We start from the raw sequence: 17,905 nt of genomic DNA, 5'->3' as shown, positions 1-17,905 counted from the left end.
CCACCCCCGCCTGAGTCGGGCGCTTGCCCTAGGCGCCTGTCGCCTTCGTGACAGGTTGGCGCCGCGCCGATGTGGCGGAACGGCGCCCTGGCGCGGGTCGCGGCGTCGCTGCCGAACGGCCCTTGGGTTTTTCGTCGGGCGTCGGCCGGGCGGAGGGCTTGGCTTCGGGTGCTTTGGGTGCAGATGCTTTGGATGCGCGCGAACGCGCATTGGCCTGACGCCCTGCCCGGCCCGAGGTCGCCGAGGCCCCGGCGTCCGGCGCAGGCAACCACTGCAGTTCGCCGTAAGCGGCCTGCACCGCGTCGGCCAGTCGCGACACATCCGGCATGGCCTCGGCGTCGGCCATCATCCCGAAGTCCATGTGGGTGTCGAAACTCTGCACCGTGACATTCAGGGCCAGGCCATGCACCACGATGCTTGTCGGGTAGTTCGTCAACATGCGCGCGCCCGCCAGGTACAGCGGCACCTGCGGACCCGGCACGTTGGAGATGGTGAGCGTGGCCACCGGCGGGATCTTTTCAGCCACCCGAGCCTTGCCGTACATGGACCGGGCCGCTTCGATCAGCCACGGAATGCCGAGGCTGGGGAAATCGGTCGGCAGCACGCTCTTCAGCGAACCCATGGTGGCCTTCATGGAGGCGGACGCCGCCTTGATGTGCGCCAGGCGCTTTTGCGGGTCTGCGAGGTGGGTCCCCAGGCTGATGAAGCTGAGCGAAGCCTGGTTGTCGGACGAAGTGTCGCCGGGCTGACGCAGCGAGATCGGCACCGCAGCCACCATGGGCTTGCGCGGAATCGGCCACCCGCGCTGGGCAAAGTACTTCCGCAAGCCGCTCGCGCAGACGAACAGCACCACATCATTCAGGCTGCACCCATGCAACTTGGCCAGTGACTTCATCTCACCCAATGGCAAAGACAAACTGGCGAAGGCGCGGCTCGGGGTCACGGACGCGTTGAGCGCCGTGCGCGGTGCCAGCGCCAGGTTGCTGACCTTGCCGTGGCTCTTGCCCAGCCACGAGGTGTTCCTGGCCGCGCTGAGGGCCGCCCCCGTCACGCCTGAGGCCGCAGCCGGCAACTCTCGAATCAGCTTGGCCACCTGCATGGCCTGCCCGGCGATGGCGCCACGCAGCATCTCGGCCATGTCATGACGGAAGGTCTTGGCGCGTTTGGATGGCCGCACCTCGATCGCCCGCGGTTCGGGCGTCAGGTCAAACAGGATGTTGGCCAGCGCCACCGCGGCCTGGCCGTCCACCGCCGCATGGTGCACCTGGCTGTACAAGCCCACGCGCTTTCGGCCGTCGGTCGATGGCCCCAAGCCTTCGAGCACATGGAACATCCACAACGGCCGGCTGCGGTCGAGCAGTTGCGGATGCAGTTGCCCCACCGCCGCATGCAGCTCCGCCAGACCATCGCCCTTCTTGGCAGAAACGGGCAGCTTGAATTCGACGATGTGTTTCGCCAGGTCGGGCACCGCGTCGACCCACACCGGGTTGGCCATGTTCAGCGGCATCCACCACAGACGCCGCCGCAATGCGGGCATCAGTGGAAGCCGCGCTGCCATCAGCGCCCGCAGGTCCTTCACGAAGCGCCCGCGGTAGCCGGCCGGCAACTCCAGCATGTGCAGAGCGCCCACGTGCATGGGCATCTCCGGCGACTCGATGTAGAGAAAGGTCGCGTCCAGGCCGCTGAGCTGAAGCATGGTTCGATTCGCCTGCTGAGAGTGAGACGACCCATGCTATGCCGCCCAGCACCGATGGCCGCCTGGGGCTCGCCCTAGCGCGCCGGCGTGCTCCACCCGCGCAACGGGGGAGCACCGCTCGATCAGCGCAGGTGGGCCAGCGGATGTGCCCAGGCGGGCCAGGGGCTGTCGAAGAACGGCGCCACCATCTCGGTGGTCACCTCGGCGATGTTCGCCGGGCTCCAGCGAGGCGAGTGGTCTTTGTCGACAGCCAAGGCGCGAATGCCTTCGACAGTCTCACTGGCCAGGCCCGGGCGCAGCTGGAAGCAGTGGCGCACCAGGTCGCGCTCCATGCGCAGGTCTTCGGCCAGGGTCATCGATCGCGCGCGGCGCACTTGCTCGAGCGTCACCGCCATCATCAGCGGGGACTGCTTGTGCAAAGCCGTCAGGGTGGCCTGGGCCCATTCGCAAGCGTCGGCGACCAACGACTGCTCAATCGCGTGGATGCTGGCGCCCGCGAAGTGCCTGTCGATGTCGGGCCGCTGGGCGGCGAGCGAGCCCGCCGAGGCCGTGGCGGCGCGTTGGCGCAGCGCGTCGGAAATGCTCTGTGGCGTCAGCCACGGCATGGCGGCCAAGGCCTCGATCACGTCGGGCAACGCGGCCGACGGCAATTCGATGTCTGCCAGCCCGCAGGCGATGGCATCGGCCGCCTTGAGCACGTGGCCGGTCAAGGCCAGGTATTCGCCCAGGTGGCCCGCGCAACGCGAGAGGAACCAACCGCCGCCCACATCCGGGAACAGGCCGATGTGGGTCTCGGGCATGGCGAGCTTGCTGTGCTCGGTGACCACCCGGTGCGACGCACCCTGGCTGATGCCCATGCCACCGCCCATGCAGATGCCGTCCATCCAGGCGATGTAGGGCTTCGGGTAGTCGTGGATCAGATGGTTGAGCGCGTACTCTTCGGTGAAGAAGTCTTCGAGCTTGCTGTCGCCGGCCAATGCGGCCTGGTGGAAAAAGCGAATGTCGCCACCTGCGCAAAAGGCGGGCGCTTTGCCCGGCCGCGCAGCGCCTTGCACCAGCACAGCGTCGATGTGGTCATCGTTCTCCCACTGGCGCAGCAGCCGTGTCAGCTCACGGATCATGCCGAGCGACAAGGCGTTGAGCGCCGGGGCGCGGTTCAGCGTGATCAGGCCGAGGCGGCCACGGCGCTCAGACAGCACCTGCAGATCGGGGTTGGGGGTCGTGCTCATCGATACATCCAAGACAAGTCAAGTCCATCAGGCCACGGCCGCCGCGGGTTTGCGCCACAGCGCCACCAGCTCGTTGCCGGCCAGTGCACCCAGCACCAGCGCTCCGCCGATCAGCACCGCGCTGGACGGTTCTTCACCCGCGCCCATCCAGGCCCAGGCCACACCGAACAGCACCTCCAGCAAGGCCAGCAGTGCCACCTCTGGGGCGGACAAGGTACGTGCCGCGGTCACCGCCATCACGCACGGGATGGCCAGTTGCGTCACACCCAGCAGGGCCAGCCAGCCGATATCGGCGCCTGACGCCTGGAGCGGCCAAGCGATCGGCAGGGTCACAGCGGCCGAAATGAGAGCGCCGATCAGCAGCGCAGGCAGCATGTCGGCCGACGCTTCGCCGCGCGAGGCGTGTTGAATCAAGGTCCAGTTGATAGCGCCAGCCATCGGCACGCCCATCGCCACCGCGGTGCCCAGCACATGGCTGCCGCCCGCGCCGCTGATGTCGGTGCCGTACATCCAGGCAATGCCACCACCGGCCACCAGAATCGCGGCCCAGGTGCGAGCCGGCAGGCGGTGGTTCAGCAAGAAGCGCGAAAGCAGCGCGGTGAACAACGGCGCCGTGGCCATCACCACGAGCACGTTGGCCACGGTGGTCATCGTGATCGCCACCATGAAGGCGGTGAACATCACGCTCCAGCACAGGCCTGAGCCCCACAGAACCATGCCGCCCGTGCGCACACGCTGCACCAGCGCCTGCGGGCCACGCAACCAACCGACCAACACGATCAAGCCGGCGGCATTGAAGAGGCTGCGCCAGAACGTGACCTCAAACGCCCTCGCCTGCTCCAGATGCCGCGTGATGACGCCTGCCGTGCTCCACAGCAGGGTCACCACGATCATCACGAACACGGCACGGCGATGGGTCATGAACAGAGCGCCCTCGAAGAAGCGCGGGCAAGATTCAAACTGGAGCCCCCTCCTGGAGGGGGCTCGGGGGAGCCCAACACTCTGCGCCGCACGAGCGCAAGCGCTCGTGCCTGAGCGTCAACCGCGTTACGCAGACTCTCGCGACGCACGCTTGCGGTCGTGTTCCTTGAGGAAGCGCTTGCGCACCCGGATGCTCTTGGGCGTGATTTCGACCAGTTCGTCGTCGGCGATGAACTCGACGGCGTATTCCAGCGTCAGGTCGATCGGCGGCGTGATCTTGATCGCGTCTTCCTTGCCGCTGACGCGGAAGTTGGTCAGCTGCTTGGTGCGCGTGGCATTGACGACCAGGTCGTTGTCACGGCTGTGGATGCCGATGATCAGGCCTTCGTACACCGGATCGCCCGGCTTGACGAACATGCGGCCACGGTCGTCCAGCTTGCCCAGCGCGTAGGTGAAGATTTCGCCGTCATCCATGCTGATCAGCACGCCGTTCTTGCGGCCTTCGATCTCACCCTTGTGGGGCTCGTAGCCGTCGAAGATGTTGCTGATCAGGCCCGTGCCGCGGGTCAGGTTCATGAACTCGTTCGAGAAGCCGATCAGGCCACGCGCCGGAATGCGGTACTCCAGCCGGACACGGCCATTGCCGTCGGTCTCCATGTTGACCAGCTCGGCCTTGCGCTCGCCCAGCGCTTGCATCACGCCACCCTGGTGGGTGTCTTCGACGTCGGCCGTCACCAGCTCGATCGGCTCGTGCTTCTCGCCGTTCACCTCGTGGAACACCACGCGCGGCTTCGACACGGCCAGCTCGTAGCCCTCGCGGCGCATGTTTTCCAGCAGGATGGTCAGGTGCAGTTCACCGCGGCCCGAGACTTCGAAGATGCCGTCTTCGTCGGTCTCTTTCACGCGCAGCGCCACGTTGTGTTGCAGCTCTTTCTGCAGCCGGTCCCAGATCTGGCGGCTGGTGACGAACTTGCCTTCACGGCCGGCCAGCGGCGAGGTGTTGACGCAGAAGTTCATCGTCAGCGTCGGCTCGTCGACCTTCAGCATCGGCAATGGCTGGGGGTTGAGCGGATCGGTCACCGTCACGCCGATGCCGATCTCTTCGATGCCGTTGATCAGCACGATGTCGCCCGGGCCCGCTTCAGCGGCCTGCACGCGCTCCAGCCCTTCGAACGTCAACACCTGGTTGATGCGGCCCTTGACCGTCTTGCCGCCCGGGCCCTCCATCACGACCACATCCATCGCGGGCTTGATCGTGCCCTGGTTGACCCGGCCGACGCCGATCCGACCGACATAGGTGGAATAGTCCAGCGAGGAGATCTGCAACTGCAGCGGCGCAGCCGGATCACCCTGGTGGGCAGGCACGTGCTTGAGCACGGTGTCGAACAGCGCAGTCATGTCCTGGCCCCACTGCTCGCCGGGCGTGCCTTCTTCCAGCGAGGCCCAGCCGTTCAGGCCCGAGGCATAGACCACGGGGAAATCCAGCTGCTCATCGTTGGCGCCCAGCTTGTCGAACAGCTCAAAGGCGGCGTTGATGACGTAGTCGGGACGTGAACCGGGCTTGTCGACCTTGTTGACGACGACGATCGGCTTGAGGCCCAGCGCCAGCGCCTTCTTGGTCACGAAGCGGGTTTGAGGCATCGGGCCTTCCTGCGCATCGATCAGCAGCACCACACCGTCGACCATCGACAGCGCGCGCTCGACCTCGCCGCCAAAGTCCGCGTGGCCCGGGGTGTCGACGATGTTGATGTGCGTGCCCTTCCATTCCACGGCGCAGTTCTTCGCCAGGATGGTGATGCCCCGCTCTTTTTCGATGTCGTTGCTGTCCATCACCCGCTCGGCCACCTTCTCGTTCTCACGGAAGGTGCCGCTTTGGCGCAGCAGTTGGTCGACCAGGGTGGTTTTCCCATGGTCGACGTGGGCAATGATGGCGATGTTGCGAATCTGGCGGGTCATGTCGTGCTCTCGGTAACTTGAATCAGGGCCTGCACCTCGATCGGGCTCAGCAGGCGGTCGGCGATCAATTCGCCGGCGGAGATGTGGGCGCTGCCCAGGAAGGCGGCAGGTTCGGGGCCGTAGACTCGGACGGCGGGCTGATCCGGCTCGTTCACCCGTCGACGCAAGCCCGACAGGAAACGTGCCGCCTCGGCCTCGGCCAGCCGAAGTTGCGGCCAGCCCGCCAGCAGGCAATCCGGGGGGTGAATCAACGCATCCCGCGCCGGCTCGTCCAATGCCGCCAAGGCATCGAGCGTGATGGCTCCTGCCAGGGTGACGCTGCCGGTTTCCGTTCGCCTCAATGCCGCCAGGTGCGCACCGCAACCCAGCCGCTCGCCGATATCCTCAGCCAGCGTTCGGATGTAGGTGCCCTTGCTGCACCGCACGGCAACGGTGAGCTCCAGCGCCGAATCGTCCCATGCAAGGATGTCGACGGCGTGAATCGTGACGCGCCGAGCCTCGCGCTCGACCTCGATGCCGGCGCGCGCGTACTCGTACAGCGCCTTGCCGTCTTTCTTCAGTGCCGAGTGCATCGGCGGCACCTGATCGATCTGCCCGACGAATGCGGCGCAGGCGGCCGCCAATTGCTCGGCCGTCACATCCACGGGCCGCTCTTCGATGACTTCGCCTTCGCGGTCACCGCCCGCGGTGCGCTGGCCCAGGCGAAGCACCGCGGTGTAGGCCTTGTCGGCGTCCAGGCTCACCTGGCTGAACTTCGTGGCCGCACCAAAGCAGATGGGCAGCAAGCCCGAGGCCAGCGGGTCGAGTGTGCCGGTGTGTCCCGCCTTTTCGGCGCGGAACAGGCGCTTGGCTTTTTGCAATGCATCGTTGCTCGACAGGCCCACGGGCTTGTCGAGCAACAACACACCATGCAGGGCACGGCGCGGCACGCGGGGACGCTGCGAGGGAATCACGGGGCTTGGTCTTCGTCGTCCTTGGCACGGCTCGCGTTGGCGCGCAGGATCAGCGCGTTCAGATCGGCGGCTCGCTCGGTCGTCTGGTCAAACTTGAAATGCAAGGTCGGCACGGTGTGGATGGCCAGGCGCTTGAACAGGCCATTGCGAATGAACCCCGCCGCCTCATTCAGCGCCGCCTCGCACTCCACCGGGTCGCCCACCAACAGCGAAAAGTACACGTTGGCGTGCGCGTAGTCGGGCGTGACCTCGACGGCATTGATCGTGACCATGCCGATGCGGGGATCCTTCAGCTCGCGGATCAGCTCCGCCAGATCACGCTGGATCTGGTCGGCCACGCGGTGGCTGCGGTTGGGGATGCTCTTTTTGTGTCTCATGATCGGTCCTCCAAGTAGGAAGCCCCGCCGAGGCGGGGCTCCCTTGACTGCAAGCGGCGCTCCCAAGGGAGCGGCCGCTCATCAAGCCGTCTGCGCGGATCCGGCTCTGCCCGGCCGCTGCAGAAGCCCCCTCGGGGGGCAGCGACCGGCAGGGAGCGTGGGGGTCAAAGCGTTCTCGCCACTTCCTTGACTTCGAAGAACTCCAGCTGATCGCCCTCGGCGATGTCGTTGTAGTTCTTGAGCTTGATACCGCACTCGAAGCCTTCCTTGACCTCGCGAACGTCGTCCTTCTCGCGGCGGACCGAATCGACCTCGCCCGTGTAGATGACGATGTTGTCGCGCAGCAGGCGGAACTTCGCGTTGCGGCGAACCAGGCCCGAGGTGACCATGGAGCCGGCGACCGTGCCGATCTTGGACGCCACGAACACCTTGCGGATCTCGGCCGTACCCAACGCCTCTTCCTTCTGCTCGGGCGCCAGCATGCCGCTCATCGCCGCCTTCACCTCGTCTACTGCGTCGTAGATGATGTTGTAGTAGCGGATGTCGACACCATTGCCCTCGGCGAGCTTGCGCGCACCGGCGTCTGCACGGGTGTTGAAGCCGATGATGATGGCCTTCGAGGCGATCGCCAGGTTGACGTCCGACTCGCTGATGCCACCGACCGCGGCGTGCACGATCTGAACCTTGACCTCTTCGGTCGACAGCTTGAGCAGCGAGGTCGCCAACGCTTCCTGGGAGCCTTGCACGTCGGCCTTGATGATCAGCGGCAGCGTCTGCGCCTGGCCTTCGCCCATGTTCTCGAACATGTTCTCGAGCTTGGCGGCCTGCTGCTTGGCCAGCTTCACGTCGCGGTACTTGCCTTGGCGGAAGGTGGCGATTTCACGGGCGCGGCGCTCATCGGCCAGCACCATGAACTCGTCACCAGCCTGCGGCACTTCGGTGAGGCCCTGGATCTCCACCGGGATCGACGGGCCCGCCTCGGCGGTGTTCTTGCCATCTTCGTCCAGCATCGCCCGCACGCGGCCGTAGCTCGCGCCAGCCAACACCACATCGCCGCGCTTCAGCGTGCCCGACTGAACCAGCACCGTCGCCACCGGACCACGGCCCTTGTCCAGACGGGCTTCGATCACGATGCCCTTGGCCATGGCTTCGGCCGGTGCCTTCAGCTCCAGCACTTCGGCCTGCAGCAGCACCTGTTCCAGCAGATCGTCGACGCCCTGACCGGTCTTGGCCGACACGGGCACGAACGGCGAATCGCCGCCAAACTCTTCCGGCACGACCTGCTCCGCCACCAGCTCGCTCTTCACGCGCTCGGCATTGGCATCGGGTTTGTCGATCTTGTTCATCGCCACGACGATGGGCACGCCCGCCGCCTTGGCATGGTGGATCGCTTCCTTCGTCTGCGGCATCACGCCGTCGTCCGCCGCCACCACCAGGATGACGATGTCGGTGGCCTTGGCACCGCGAGCGCGCATCGCCGTGAAGGCCGCGTGACCCGGGGTGTCCAGGAAGGTGATCATGCCGCGCGGCGTTTCCACGTGGTAAGCACCAATGTGCTGGGTAATGCCGCCGGCTTCGCCCGCGGCCACACGGCTGCGACGGATGTAATCCAGCAGCGAGGTCTTGCCGTGGTCAACGTGACCCATGACGGTGACGACTGGCGCACGCGGCAGCTCTTCGCCACCCGCTGCGGCTTCTTCCTCTTCCGAGAAAGCTTCCGGATCGTCCAGCTTGGCGGCCAGCGCCTTGTGGCCCATTTCCTCGACCAGGATCATCGCGGTCTCCTGGTCCAGCTGCTGGTTGATGGTGACCATCTGGCCCAGCTTCATCAACTGCTTGATGACCTCGGAGGCCTTGACAGACATCTTGTGGGCGAGGTCAGCCACCGAGATGGTCTCGGGGATGTGCACCTCTTGCACCACCGGTTCGGTCGGGGCCTGGAAGTTGGAGGCCTGGCCACCATCGCGCGAATCGCCGCGGCGACCACCACGAGGCGCACGCCAACCCGGGCGACCGGCGCCCGCGGAGTCGGTGCGGCCCTTGGCCGGCGCGCCGCGCTTCTTCGCGTCATCCGCCCAGCTCGACGACAACTTTTCGGACTTGACCGACTTCTTGTCGCCGGGCTTGGCCGCACCCGCCGTGGCGGCTGGCGCCGGCGCCGTACCCGGTGCGGCCTTGGCCTTGTGGATCGTGCCCTTGATGCCTTCCTTCGCCGCTTCAGCCGGCTTCGGCTCTTCCGGCTTCTTGGCGACCATCACCTTGTTTTTGCGGGCCATCATGTCGCGGATGGCTGCCGCTTCCGCTTCGGCCGCCTTGCGTCGCCGTTCGAGATCAGCCATGCGCTGCTTCTCTTCCGCGTCCGCATCGGCGGCCTTGATCACGCGCAGTGCCGGCTTCGGCGTCGCCGCGGGGGCGGCCGCAGGAGCAGGGGCTGCCGGGGCCGGGGCCGCCACAGGAGCAGGCGCCTCAGCCGCCGCCTGGGCGGGCGCTGGTGCGGGAGCCGCGGCCTTGGCAAGAGCGGCCTGGGCCTGCGCTGCCGCTTCGGCGGCCGCCTTCGCCGCAGCGGCCGCCTCAGCGGCGGCCTTCTCGGCAGCCTCGCGCTCGGCGCGCTCGATCCGTTCACGCTCCTCGCGCTCTTCGCGCTGGCGACGTTTTTCGGCGAGCTCTTCTTCCTGGCGACGAATCAGCTCAGCCTGACGGCGAGCCTCTTCCTCGCGGCGCTCCAGCTCCGCCTGGTCGATCACCGGGGCGGCCGGTGTGACTTCTTCTTCAGCCTGGTTGCCCGGCACGTCATCGCGCTTGACGAAGACGCGCTTCTTGCGCACCTCGACCTGGATGGTGCGGGCCTTGCCGGATGCATCGGCCTGCTTGATTTCGCTGGTCGACTTGCGGGTGAGCGTGATCTTCTTGCGATCACTGCCTGCGGTGCCATGGGTACTGCGCAGATGTTCGAGCAGCCGTTCCTTGTCGGACTCGGTGAGCGAATCATCCGGGGACTTCTTGGCGACGCCGGCCGACTGCAGCTGCTCGAGCAGTGTCGCCGCGGGCCGGTTCAGCTCCGTGGCGAGTTGGGCGACGGTGGTCACTGCCATGTCTGGATTTCCTTGATCTTGATGCCGGTATCTCGTGGGCGCTTCGGGTGTTGGCTGATCAAGCGTTGAACCAATGTTCACGCGCCTTCATGATCAGAGCCTTGGCCTGCGCGTCATCCACGCCGGTCATCTCGACGAGCTCGTCGACCGCGAGGTCGGCCAGATCGTCACGGGTATGCACGCCGCCGTCCGCCAGTTTGGCGATCAGGTCGGGCATGAGCCCCTTGCCTTCAAACTCGAGGTCGCGAAGGTCCTGAGACACCTCGTCGACCTTCTCTTCGCGGGCGATTTCCATCGTCAACAGAGCGTCTTTGGCGCGATTGCGCAGCTCAGAGACAGTGTCTTCGTCGAAGCCTTCGATCTCCAGCATTTCCTGAAGAGGCACGTACGCCACTTCTTCGAGGCTGGTGAAACCCTCCTCGATCAGGATATCGGCGACTTCCTCGTCGACATCGAGCTTCTCGACGAACAGCTTGCGAATCGAGCCGGATTCTTCTGCCTGCTTGGCGGCAGATTCTTCGGCAGTCATGATGTTGATGCGCCAGCCCGTCAGCTCCGATGCCAGACGCACGTTCTGGCCACCGCGGCCGATGGCGATCGCGAGGTTCTCCTCGTCCACCACCACGTCCATCGCGTGCTTTTCTTCGTCGACAACGATCGACTGCACGTTCGCCGGCGCCAGTGCACCGATCACGAACTGCGCGGGGTCTTCCGACCACAGCACGATGTCCACGCGTTCGCCAGCCAGTTCGTTCGTCACGGCCGTGACGCGAGAACCGCGCACGCCAACGCACGTGCCGATCGGATCGACGCGCTTGTCATGAGACACGACAGCGATCTTGGCGCGCGAGCCCGGATCACGTGCGCAGCTCTTGATCTCGAGCAGGCCCTGCTCGATCTCAGGCACTTCCTGCGCAAACAGCTCGACCATGAAACCCGGCGCAGAACGCGACAACATGATCTGCGGGCCACGAGCCGCCGTATCGATCCCGGCGATGAAGGCCCGCACACGGTCACCCGAGCGCAGGTTTTCTTTCGGGATCATCTCGTTGCGCTTCAGCCGGCCTTCGACGCGGCCCGACTCGACGATGATGTCGCCCTTGTCCAGGCGCTTGACGGTGCCGACGAAGATCTTCTCGCCGCGCGAGAGGAAATCGTTCAGCAGTTGCTCACGCTCCGCGTCGCGGATCTTCTGCAGGATGACCTGCTTTGCCGCCTGGGCGCCAATGCGTCCGATGGGCACCGACTCGACCGGCTCCTCGATGTAGTCGTCGACCTCGATGTCCTCGATCTGCTCTTTGGCCTCAAACAAGAGGATTTCGGCATCGGGGATCTGCAAGCCGGCCTCATCGGGCACGACGTGCCAGCGACGGAAGGTCTCGTATTCGCCGGTTTCGCGGTCGACGGTGACACGGATGTCCACCTCGCCACCGTGCAGCTTCTTGGTGGCCTGGGCCAGCGCTGCCTCGACGGCGCCAAACACCACGTCACGCTCCACGCTCTTCTCGCGTGAAATCGCATCCACCAGCATCAGCATTTCGCGGTTCATTCTTTTTGACCTCCGTCAGTTTCGCCGGCCTCGGAAGGCTTGGCCGACGCGCCCTTGCCTCGGCGCCCCTTGAAATCGAGCACCGGCACGAGCCGGGCTTCGCGAACCTCTTCGAAGGCAAAGGCCAGAACCTGGTCCACCTTGCCGTCGTTGAAAATCAGTTGCCAGCCCGCTGCGTCGCCCTCGCCTTCGGCGGCGTGCAACGCACCCTGGAATCTCTTGCGCCCCTGGAACGGCAGCTTCAAGGTGATTTCCACCTGCTGGCCGGCAAATCGGGCGTAGTGCTCGGGCCGCTTCAGCGGGCGGTCCAAGCCCGGCGAGGACACCTCAAGCCGGGCGTAGTCGACGTTCTCGACTTCGAGCACATACTGGAGCTGTCGGGTGACGGCCTCGCAATCCTCGACGGTGACGAACTCGTGTTCACCTGTGGGGTAGGCCCTCCCGGGGATGCGGTCGATGTAGACACGCAGCAACCCGCCTGCCGAACGCTCGACATCGACGAGTTCATAACCCAACCCTGACACCGTCTTCTCGACGGCCTGGCTCCAGCTCATCTAGTGGCAATTACCCTTGTTCAATGCAGCTTGTGGTCATCGGCCAACCAGCCTGAAAACCCCTCGCCGCCCTCAAAACTCGAATTACACGCGTGAATCGACAACGCAAAAAAAATGGGCTGGATGAATCCGCCCACTTTTCAAGTGTGTGTCACGCAATTCTAGCGAAGCTCGCATTGTAGCCCGCGAGAGGTATACCCGCAAGGCCCGACAGGCTGTCATGAGAGAATCGCGCATCAATCCAACACCCCCACCGGAGACCGCATGGGATTCCTCGCCGGCAAGCGCCTTCTGATCACTGGCCTGTTGTCGAACCGCTCGATCGCCTACGGCATTGCGCAGGCCTGTCGCCGCGAAGGCGCCGAGCTGGCCTTCAGCTACGTCGGTGAGCGCTTCAAAGACCGGATCACCGAGTTCGCGGCCGAGTTCGACTCGAAGCTCGTGTTCGACTGCGATGTCGGTGACGACGCCGCGATCGAGAAACTGTTCGCCGACCTGAAAACCGCTTGGCCCGAGGGCTTCGACGGTTTCGTGCATTCGATCGGCTTCGCCCCGCGCGAGGCGATCGCCGGAGAGTTCCTCGATGGTCTGACCCGCGAAAACTACCGGATCGCGCACGACATCTCCGCCTACAGCTTCCCCGCGCTCGCGAAGGCCGCCCTGCCCAGCCTGCGCCCCAACGCCGCGCTGCTGACGCTCAGCTACCTGGGCGCCGTGCGCGCCGTACCCGCCTACAACACGATGGGCCTGGCCAAGGCCTCGCTGGAAGCCAGCGTGCGTTACCTGGCTGCCGGCCTGGGCCCCAAGGGCATCCGAGTCAACGGCATTTCCGCCGGCCCGATCAAGACCCTCGCCGCCTCGGGCATCAAGGGATTCGGCAAGCTGCTGGAAGTCTTCTCGAAGAACGCTCCGCTGCGCCGCAATGTGACGATCGAAGATGTCGGCAACGTCGCCGCCTTCTTGCTGTCCGATCTGGCCGCCGGCGTGACCTCCGAGATCACCTACGTCGATGGCGGCTTCAGCCACGTCATGATCGGTGGCATGCCCGGCGAGGAGTAACTTGCAGGGGGGCGCAGCGCTGCCCCTTCATCAAATGGCGTATGTGGATCCGCCTTCGCCGGACCGCTGCGCGAGCCCCCTCGGGGGCCGAGGCCGGACTTGAACAGTCCTGATGCCTGTCCCTGCCTGCCGAAGCGCCGCGCCTCTGGCTCGGCGCAGCCGGCAACGCAGCCCCGGGAGGGGCCGTGGGAGCGTCAGTCCCTCACGCAGTCGACGTAGTAGCGCTTGTCACCGTTCGGCAGATCTTCGCCCACCAAGCCGTGCACGTCGGTGTCGAAGCCCGGGAAGGCCTTGTTGAACTCACGGGTGAATCGCAGGTAGTCGACGATCTTCTTGTTGAAGCGCTCGCCCGGGATCAGCAGCGGAATGCCCGGCGGGTACGGCGTCAGCAGCGAGGTGGTGATGCGCCCTTCGAGCTTGTCGATCTCGACGCGTTCGATGCGGCGGCGAGCGATGTTCGCGAACGCATCGCTCGGCTTCATGGCCGGGTGCAGGTCCGACAGGTACATCTCGGTGGTCAGACGAGCGATGTCGCCCTTGGCGTACATCTGATGAATGCCATCACAGAGATCGCGCAGCCCCATCCGCTCGTAGCGCGGGTGCGCCTGGCAGAACTCCGGCAGGATGCGCCACAGCGGCTGGTTGCGGTCGTAGTCGTCCTTGAACTGCTGCAGTGCCGTCAGCAGCGTGTTCCAGCGGCCCTTGGTGATGCCGATCGTGAACATGATGAAGAACGAGTACAGCCCGGTCTTCTCGACGACCACGCCATGCTCGGCCAGGTACTTGGTGACGATGGACGCCGGGATGCCGCTCTTGGCGAACTTGCCCGACACATCCAGCCCCGGCGTGATGATGGTCGATTTGATCGGGTCCAGCAGGTTGAAGCCGGCGGCCAGATTGCCGAACCCATGCCACTTCTCGTTGGCCTTCAGGATCCAGTCCTCCCGCTTGCCGATGTCTTCGGCGGCGAGCTTGTCCGGGCCCCAGACCTTGAACCACCAGTCCTTGCCGTAATCCTTGTCGACCTTGCGCATGGCGCGGCGGAAGTCGAGCGCCTCGCGGATGCTTTCTTCCACCAGCGCGGTGCCGCCGGGCGGCTCCATCATCGCCGCGGCCACGTCGCATGAAGCGATGATGGCGTACTGCGGCGATGTCGAGGTGTGCATCAGGTACGCCTCGTTGAACAGGTCGCGGTCGAGTTTGACCGTCTGCGACTCCTGCACCAGCACCTGCGATGCCTGGCTGATACCCGCCAGCAGCTTGTGCGTCGACTGGGTGGCATAGACCATCGCCTGCTTCGGGCGCGGCCCGCCCCGCCCCATCGCATGGTAGGTGGCGTAGAACTTGTGGAAGGCGGCGTGGGGCAGCCAGGCTTCATCGAAATGCAGCGTGTCGACCCAGCCGTCGAGCTTGTCCTTGATCGTCTCGGTGTTGTAGAGCACGCCGTCGTAGGTGCTCTGGGTCACGGTCAGGATCTTCGGACGGACCGTCTTCGGGTCGACGTCCTTCAGCAGCGGATGGTTGGCGATCTTTTTCTGGATCGACGCCTTGCTGAACTCACTCTCGGGGATGGGGCCGATGATGCCGTAGTGGTTGCGCGTCGGGGTCAGGAAGACCGGCACTGCCCCGGTCATGATGATCGAGTGCAGGATCGATTTGTGGCAGTTGCGGTCGACCAGCACCACATCGCCCGGGGCGACGTTGTGATGCCAGACCATCTTGTTGCTCGTCGAGGTACCGTTGGTGACGAAGAAGCAATGGTCGGCATTGAAGATGCGCGCCGCATTCTTCTCGCTGGCTGCCACCGGCCCGGTGTGATCGAGCAGCTGACCAAGCTCTTCCACCGCGTTGCACACGTCGGCCCGGAGCATGTTTTCGCCGAAGAACTGGTGAAACATGCGCCCGATCGGGCTCTTCAGGAAAGCCACGCCGCCCGAATGGCCGGGACAGTGCCACGAATATGAGCCATCCTGCGCGTAGTCGACGAGCGCCGCGAAGAAGGGCGGCGCCAGCGAATCCAGGTAGCTCTTGGCTTCACGAATGATGTGGCGCGCCACGAACTCCGGCGTGTCCTCGAACATGTGAATGAAGCCATGCAGCTCGCGCAGGATGTCGTTCGGGATGTGCTGCGAGGTGCGCGTCTCGCCGTACAGGTAGATCGGGATCTCGGCGTTGCGAAAGCGAATCTCTTCAATGAACTTGCGCAGGTTCAGCACCGCCGGATCCAGCTCCGGGCCGGGGGTGAACTCTTCGTCGTCGATCGACAGGATGAAGGCGCTCGCCCGGCTTTGCTGTTGCGCGAACTGCGAGAGGTCGCCATAGCTCGTGACGCCGATGACCTCGAAGCCCTCTTTCTGCATGGCCTCGGCCAGCGCGCGAATACCCAGACCCGAGGTGTTCTCGGAACGGAAGTCCTCATCGATGATGACGATGGGAAATGAAAAGCGCTGCATGGCTTCTACCCCTCGACCGGGCGGGCTCAAAATGGAAAGCGCGAAGTGTAGGGCCGATGGATGGCCCCGAGTTGACAATGGCGCCGAAATCAGACACTGCGCTGACACGCGGAGGAAAACCATGTCCTGGGACCTGTCGACCGCTTGGTGGGTGACCACCGGCGCACTGGTGGCGCTTGAGCTGGTCACCGGCACCTTCTACCTGCTGATGGTGGCAATCGGCACGGCGGCGGGCGCCTTGGCCGCCCATGCGGGCCTGGGCTTTCCCGGGCAATTGCTGATCGCCGCGGCGTTGGGCGGCGCGAGCGTGGCGCTGTGGCACCGCCGCCGCGAGCAGCAGCCCGCCGGGCCACGTGCAGCAGAGAACCCCGACCTCAACCTCGATGTCGGCTCACGCGTCCAGGTGGGCGCCTGGGACGCTGACCAGCACGCACGCGTGACGCACCGTGGTGCCGCGTGGAGCGCACGCTACGCCGGCACCGACGCTCCCTCCCCCGGCGAGCACATCATCGTCGCGGTCGAAGGCACGCAGCTGCTGCTGGATCGCGCCCATCGCTGAACCCCACCCACGCCTCACCTTTTTCATTTCTAGGACAGCAGATGGAAATCGTCGCCCTGATTGCGTTCTTCATCGCCGTGCTCTTCATCGCGCGTTCGGTGAAGGTGGTGCCGCAGCAAAACGCCTGGATCGTCGAGCGCCTGGGCCGCTACCACTCCACACTGGCACCGGGCCTGAATTTCCTCGTCCCGTTCATCGAACGCGTCGCCTATCGGCATTCGCTCAAGGAAATCCCACTCGATGTGCCGAGCCAGGTGTGCATCACCCGCGACAACACCCAGCTCACCGTCGATGGCATCCTGTACTTCCAGGTGACCGACCCGATGCGCGCCAGCTACGGCTCGTCCAACTACATCATCGCGATCACCCAGCTCGCCCAGACCACGCTTCGCAGCGTGATCGGCAAGATGGAACTGGACCGCACCTTCGAAGAGCGCGAGATCATCAACAGCTCTGTCGTGGCCGCGCTGGACGATGCCGCGCTGAACTGGGGTGTGAAGGTGCTGCGCTACGAGATCAAGGACCTGACGCCACCGGCCGCCATCCTCCACTCGATGCAAGCGCAGATCACAGCCGAGCGAGAAAAGCGCGCGCTGATTGCGGCGTCCGAAGGGCGGCGCCAGGAGCAGATCAACATCGCCACCGGCGAACGCGAGGCCTTCATCGCTCGCTCCGAGGGCCAAAAGCAAGCCGACATCAACAAAGCCCAAGGTGAAGCGGCCGCCATCCTCGCCGTGGCCGAAGCCACCGCCGGCGCGATTCGCCAGGTGGCCGCAGCCATCCAGGCCCCTGGCGGAGAGCAGGCCGTGCAACTCAAGGTGGCCGAGAAGGCTGTCGAGGCTTTTGCTCAACTGGCCCAGAAGAACAACACCATGATCGTGCCCCACGGTGTGAGCGAGGTGTCGTCACTCGTCGCCAGCGCGATGGCGCTGATGCGCAGCCCGGCAACGAATGGCACGACACCGACACCTTCGCGCTGAAACCTGAAATCTGTGGGCTAGAATAGCCGGCTGTCCCTGCGGAGGGATGGATGAGCGGTTTAAGTCGCACGCCTGGAAAGCGTGTGTGGGTTAATAGCCCACCGCGGGTTCGAATCCCGCTCCCTCCGCCACAGCGCATTCAAACACGGGCCGTCAAGGCCCGTTTTGCTTTCCGCATCGCCAAAAGAGGGTCGCAGCGAAATGCGTGGCCACCAAGAAAAAGGCCGCCCGAAGGCGGCCTCGTGGTGAGACGCTGCTGATCAGCGCACCACAGCGATCTGTTCGCGCTTGTCACCCTTGTAGGTGAACAGGGTCAGCGCGCCGTTCTTGATGTCGCCCTTCTCGTCGAAGGCGATGGTGCCGGTCACGCCCTTGTAGCCGGCGGTCTTGGCCAGAACAGGCAGGTAGACCTTCGGGTCGGCCGAGCCGGCCTTGACCATGGCGTCGACCATCACCATCGTGGCGTCATAGACGTACGGGGCGTAGATCTGCACATCGGCGTTGAACTTCTTCTTGAAGTCGACCTT

13 protein-coding genes, 1 tRNA gene and 1 pseudogene are annotated in these 17,905 nt (G+C 65.0%); 4 read left to right on the top strand and 11 right to left on the bottom strand.

Going from position 1 to position 17,905, the window contains the following annotated elements:
* Positions 1-28: 28 nt before the first annotated feature.
* The 9 genes from AACH06_RS24165 to rimP form a co-directional block, all read right to left on the bottom strand.
* Positions 29-1,696 carry a wax ester/triacylglycerol synthase family O-acyltransferase gene (locus AACH06_RS24165; RefSeq protein WP_341428356.1) on the bottom strand — a complete coding sequence of 556 codons (1,668 nt, stop codon included), beginning with the start codon at positions 1,694-1,696 and terminating at the stop codon, positions 29-31.
* A gap of 122 nt (positions 1,697-1,818) precedes the next feature.
* On the bottom strand, positions 1,819-2,925 hold the full coding sequence (locus AACH06_RS24160; RefSeq protein WP_341428355.1) for an enoyl-CoA hydratase/isomerase family protein: 1,107 nt from the start codon (positions 2,923-2,925) through the stop codon (positions 1,819-1,821).
* Positions 2,926-2,952: 27 nt separating this feature from the next.
* Positions 2,953-3,846: a DMT family transporter gene (locus tag AACH06_RS24155; protein ID WP_341428354.1), complete on the bottom strand. Its 894-nt coding sequence runs from the start codon at positions 3,844-3,846 to the stop codon at positions 2,953-2,955.
* A 126-nt stretch (positions 3,847-3,972) separates the two neighbouring features.
* Positions 3,973-5,802 carry a translational GTPase TypA gene (typA, locus tag AACH06_RS24150; RefSeq protein ID WP_341428353.1) on the bottom strand — a complete coding sequence of 610 codons (1,830 nt, stop codon included), beginning with the start codon at positions 5,800-5,802 and terminating at the stop codon, positions 3,973-3,975.
* Complete coding sequence (gene truB / locus AACH06_RS24145) at positions 5,799-6,752, bottom strand: tRNA pseudouridine(55) synthase TruB (protein WP_341428426.1); 954 nt, start codon at positions 6,750-6,752, stop codon at positions 5,799-5,801. The genes typA and truB overlap by 4 nt, the downstream gene beginning before the upstream one ends.
* Positions 6,752-7,132, bottom strand: coding sequence for a 30S ribosome-binding factor RbfA (gene rbfA, locus AACH06_RS24140; protein ID WP_341428352.1), 381 nt, complete (start codon positions 7,130-7,132; stop codon positions 6,752-6,754). Before rbfA ends, truB begins: the two co-directional genes overlap by 1 nt.
* Before the next feature lie 164 nt (positions 7,133-7,296).
* Positions 7,297-10,224, bottom strand: a complete 2,928-nt coding sequence (infB, locus tag AACH06_RS24135; RefSeq protein WP_341428351.1) for a translation initiation factor IF-2 — start codon at positions 10,222-10,224, stop codon at positions 7,297-7,299.
* A gap of 58 nt (positions 10,225-10,282) precedes the next feature.
* Positions 10,283-11,773, bottom strand: a complete 1,491-nt coding sequence (gene nusA / locus AACH06_RS24130) for a transcription termination factor NusA (RefSeq protein WP_341428350.1) — start codon at positions 11,771-11,773, stop codon at positions 10,283-10,285.
* Entirely contained in the window at positions 11,770-12,327 is a 558-nt protein-coding gene (gene rimP, locus AACH06_RS24125) for a ribosome maturation factor RimP (RefSeq protein WP_341428349.1), read from the bottom strand. The genes nusA and rimP overlap by 4 nt, the downstream gene beginning before the upstream one ends.
* A 264-nt stretch (positions 12,328-12,591) precedes the next feature.
* On the opposite strand from rimP, the gene fabI reads away from it, so the two are divergent.
* Positions 12,592-13,386, top strand: a complete 795-nt coding sequence (gene fabI / locus AACH06_RS24120; protein ID WP_341428348.1) for an enoyl-ACP reductase FabI — start codon at positions 12,592-12,594, stop codon at positions 13,384-13,386.
* A 194-nt stretch (positions 13,387-13,580) separates the two neighbouring features.
* On the opposite strand, the gene AACH06_RS24115 is transcribed toward fabI, so the two are convergent.
* Complete coding sequence (locus tag AACH06_RS24115; RefSeq protein ID WP_341428347.1) at positions 13,581-15,839, bottom strand: Orn/Lys/Arg family decarboxylase; 2,259 nt, start codon at positions 15,837-15,839, stop codon at positions 13,581-13,583.
* A gap of 121 nt (positions 15,840-15,960) precedes the next feature.
* On the opposite strand from AACH06_RS24115, the gene AACH06_RS24110 reads away from it, so the two are divergent.
* The 3 genes from AACH06_RS24110 (at position 15,961) to AACH06_RS24100 (ending at position 17,509) form a co-directional block, all read left to right on the top strand.
* The gene (locus tag AACH06_RS24110; protein ID WP_341428346.1) at positions 15,961-16,398 is read left to right on the top strand and encodes an NfeD family protein; all 438 of its coding nucleotides are present in this window, start codon (positions 15,961-15,963) and stop codon (positions 16,396-16,398) included.
* 41 nt (positions 16,399-16,439) lie between these two features.
* Complete coding sequence (locus AACH06_RS24105; RefSeq protein ID WP_341428345.1) at positions 16,440-17,378, top strand: SPFH domain-containing protein; 939 nt, start codon at positions 16,440-16,442, stop codon at positions 17,376-17,378.
* 40 nt (positions 17,379-17,418) lie between these two features.
* A tRNA-Ser gene (locus AACH06_RS24100) sits at positions 17,419-17,509 on the top strand.
* A gap of 129 nt (positions 17,510-17,638) precedes the next feature.
* Here the strand turns inward: AACH06_RS24100 and AACH06_RS24095 are convergent.
* Positions 17,639-17,905 (bottom strand): annotated as a pseudogene (locus AACH06_RS24095) (branched-chain amino acid ABC transporter substrate-binding protein); the annotation flags it as partial.

This window comes from Ideonella lacteola (genome assembly GCF_038066555.1).
Taxonomy (GTDB): domain Bacteria; phylum Pseudomonadota; class Gammaproteobacteria; order Burkholderiales; family Burkholderiaceae_C; genus Ideonella; species Ideonella lacteola.
This window is presented reverse-complemented; position numbering and strand designations above follow the sequence as displayed.

Excerpts from the sequence above, each read along its gene's own strand:
- AACH06_RS24165 (WP_341428356.1), bottom strand. The coding sequence starts at position 1,696 with ATGCTTCAGCTCAGCGGCCTGGACGCGACCTTTCTCTACATCGAGTCG.
- rbfA (WP_341428352.1), bottom strand. The coding sequence starts at position 7,132 with ATGAGACACAAAAAGAGCATCCCCAACCGCAGCCACCGCGTGGCCGAC.
- nusA (WP_341428350.1), bottom strand. The coding sequence starts at position 11,773 with ATGAACCGCGAAATGCTGATGCTGGTGGATGCGATTTCACGCGAGAAG.
- AACH06_RS24155 (WP_341428354.1), bottom strand. The coding sequence starts at position 3,846 with ATGACCCATCGCCGTGCCGTGTTCGTGATGATCGTGGTGACCCTGCTG.
- typA (WP_341428353.1), bottom strand. The coding sequence starts at position 5,802 with ATGACCCGCCAGATTCGCAACATCGCCATCATTGCCCACGTCGACCAT.
- AACH06_RS24105 (WP_341428345.1), top strand. The coding sequence starts at position 16,440 with ATGGAAATCGTCGCCCTGATTGCGTTCTTCATCGCCGTGCTCTTCATC.
- AACH06_RS24110 (WP_341428346.1), top strand. The coding sequence starts at position 15,961 with ATGTCCTGGGACCTGTCGACCGCTTGGTGGGTGACCACCGGCGCACTG.
- infB (WP_341428351.1), bottom strand. The coding sequence starts at position 10,224 with ATGGCAGTGACCACCGTCGCCCAACTCGCCACGGAGCTGAACCGGCCC.
- AACH06_RS24160 (WP_341428355.1), bottom strand. The coding sequence starts at position 2,925 with ATGAGCACGACCCCCAACCCCGATCTGCAGGTGCTGTCTGAGCGCCGT.
- rimP (WP_341428349.1), bottom strand. The coding sequence starts at position 12,327 with ATGAGCTGGAGCCAGGCCGTCGAGAAGACGGTGTCAGGGTTGGGTTAT.
- AACH06_RS24115 (WP_341428347.1), bottom strand. The coding sequence starts at position 15,839 with ATGCAGCGCTTTTCATTTCCCATCGTCATCATCGATGAGGACTTCCGT.
- fabI (WP_341428348.1), top strand. The coding sequence starts at position 12,592 with ATGGGATTCCTCGCCGGCAAGCGCCTTCTGATCACTGGCCTGTTGTCG.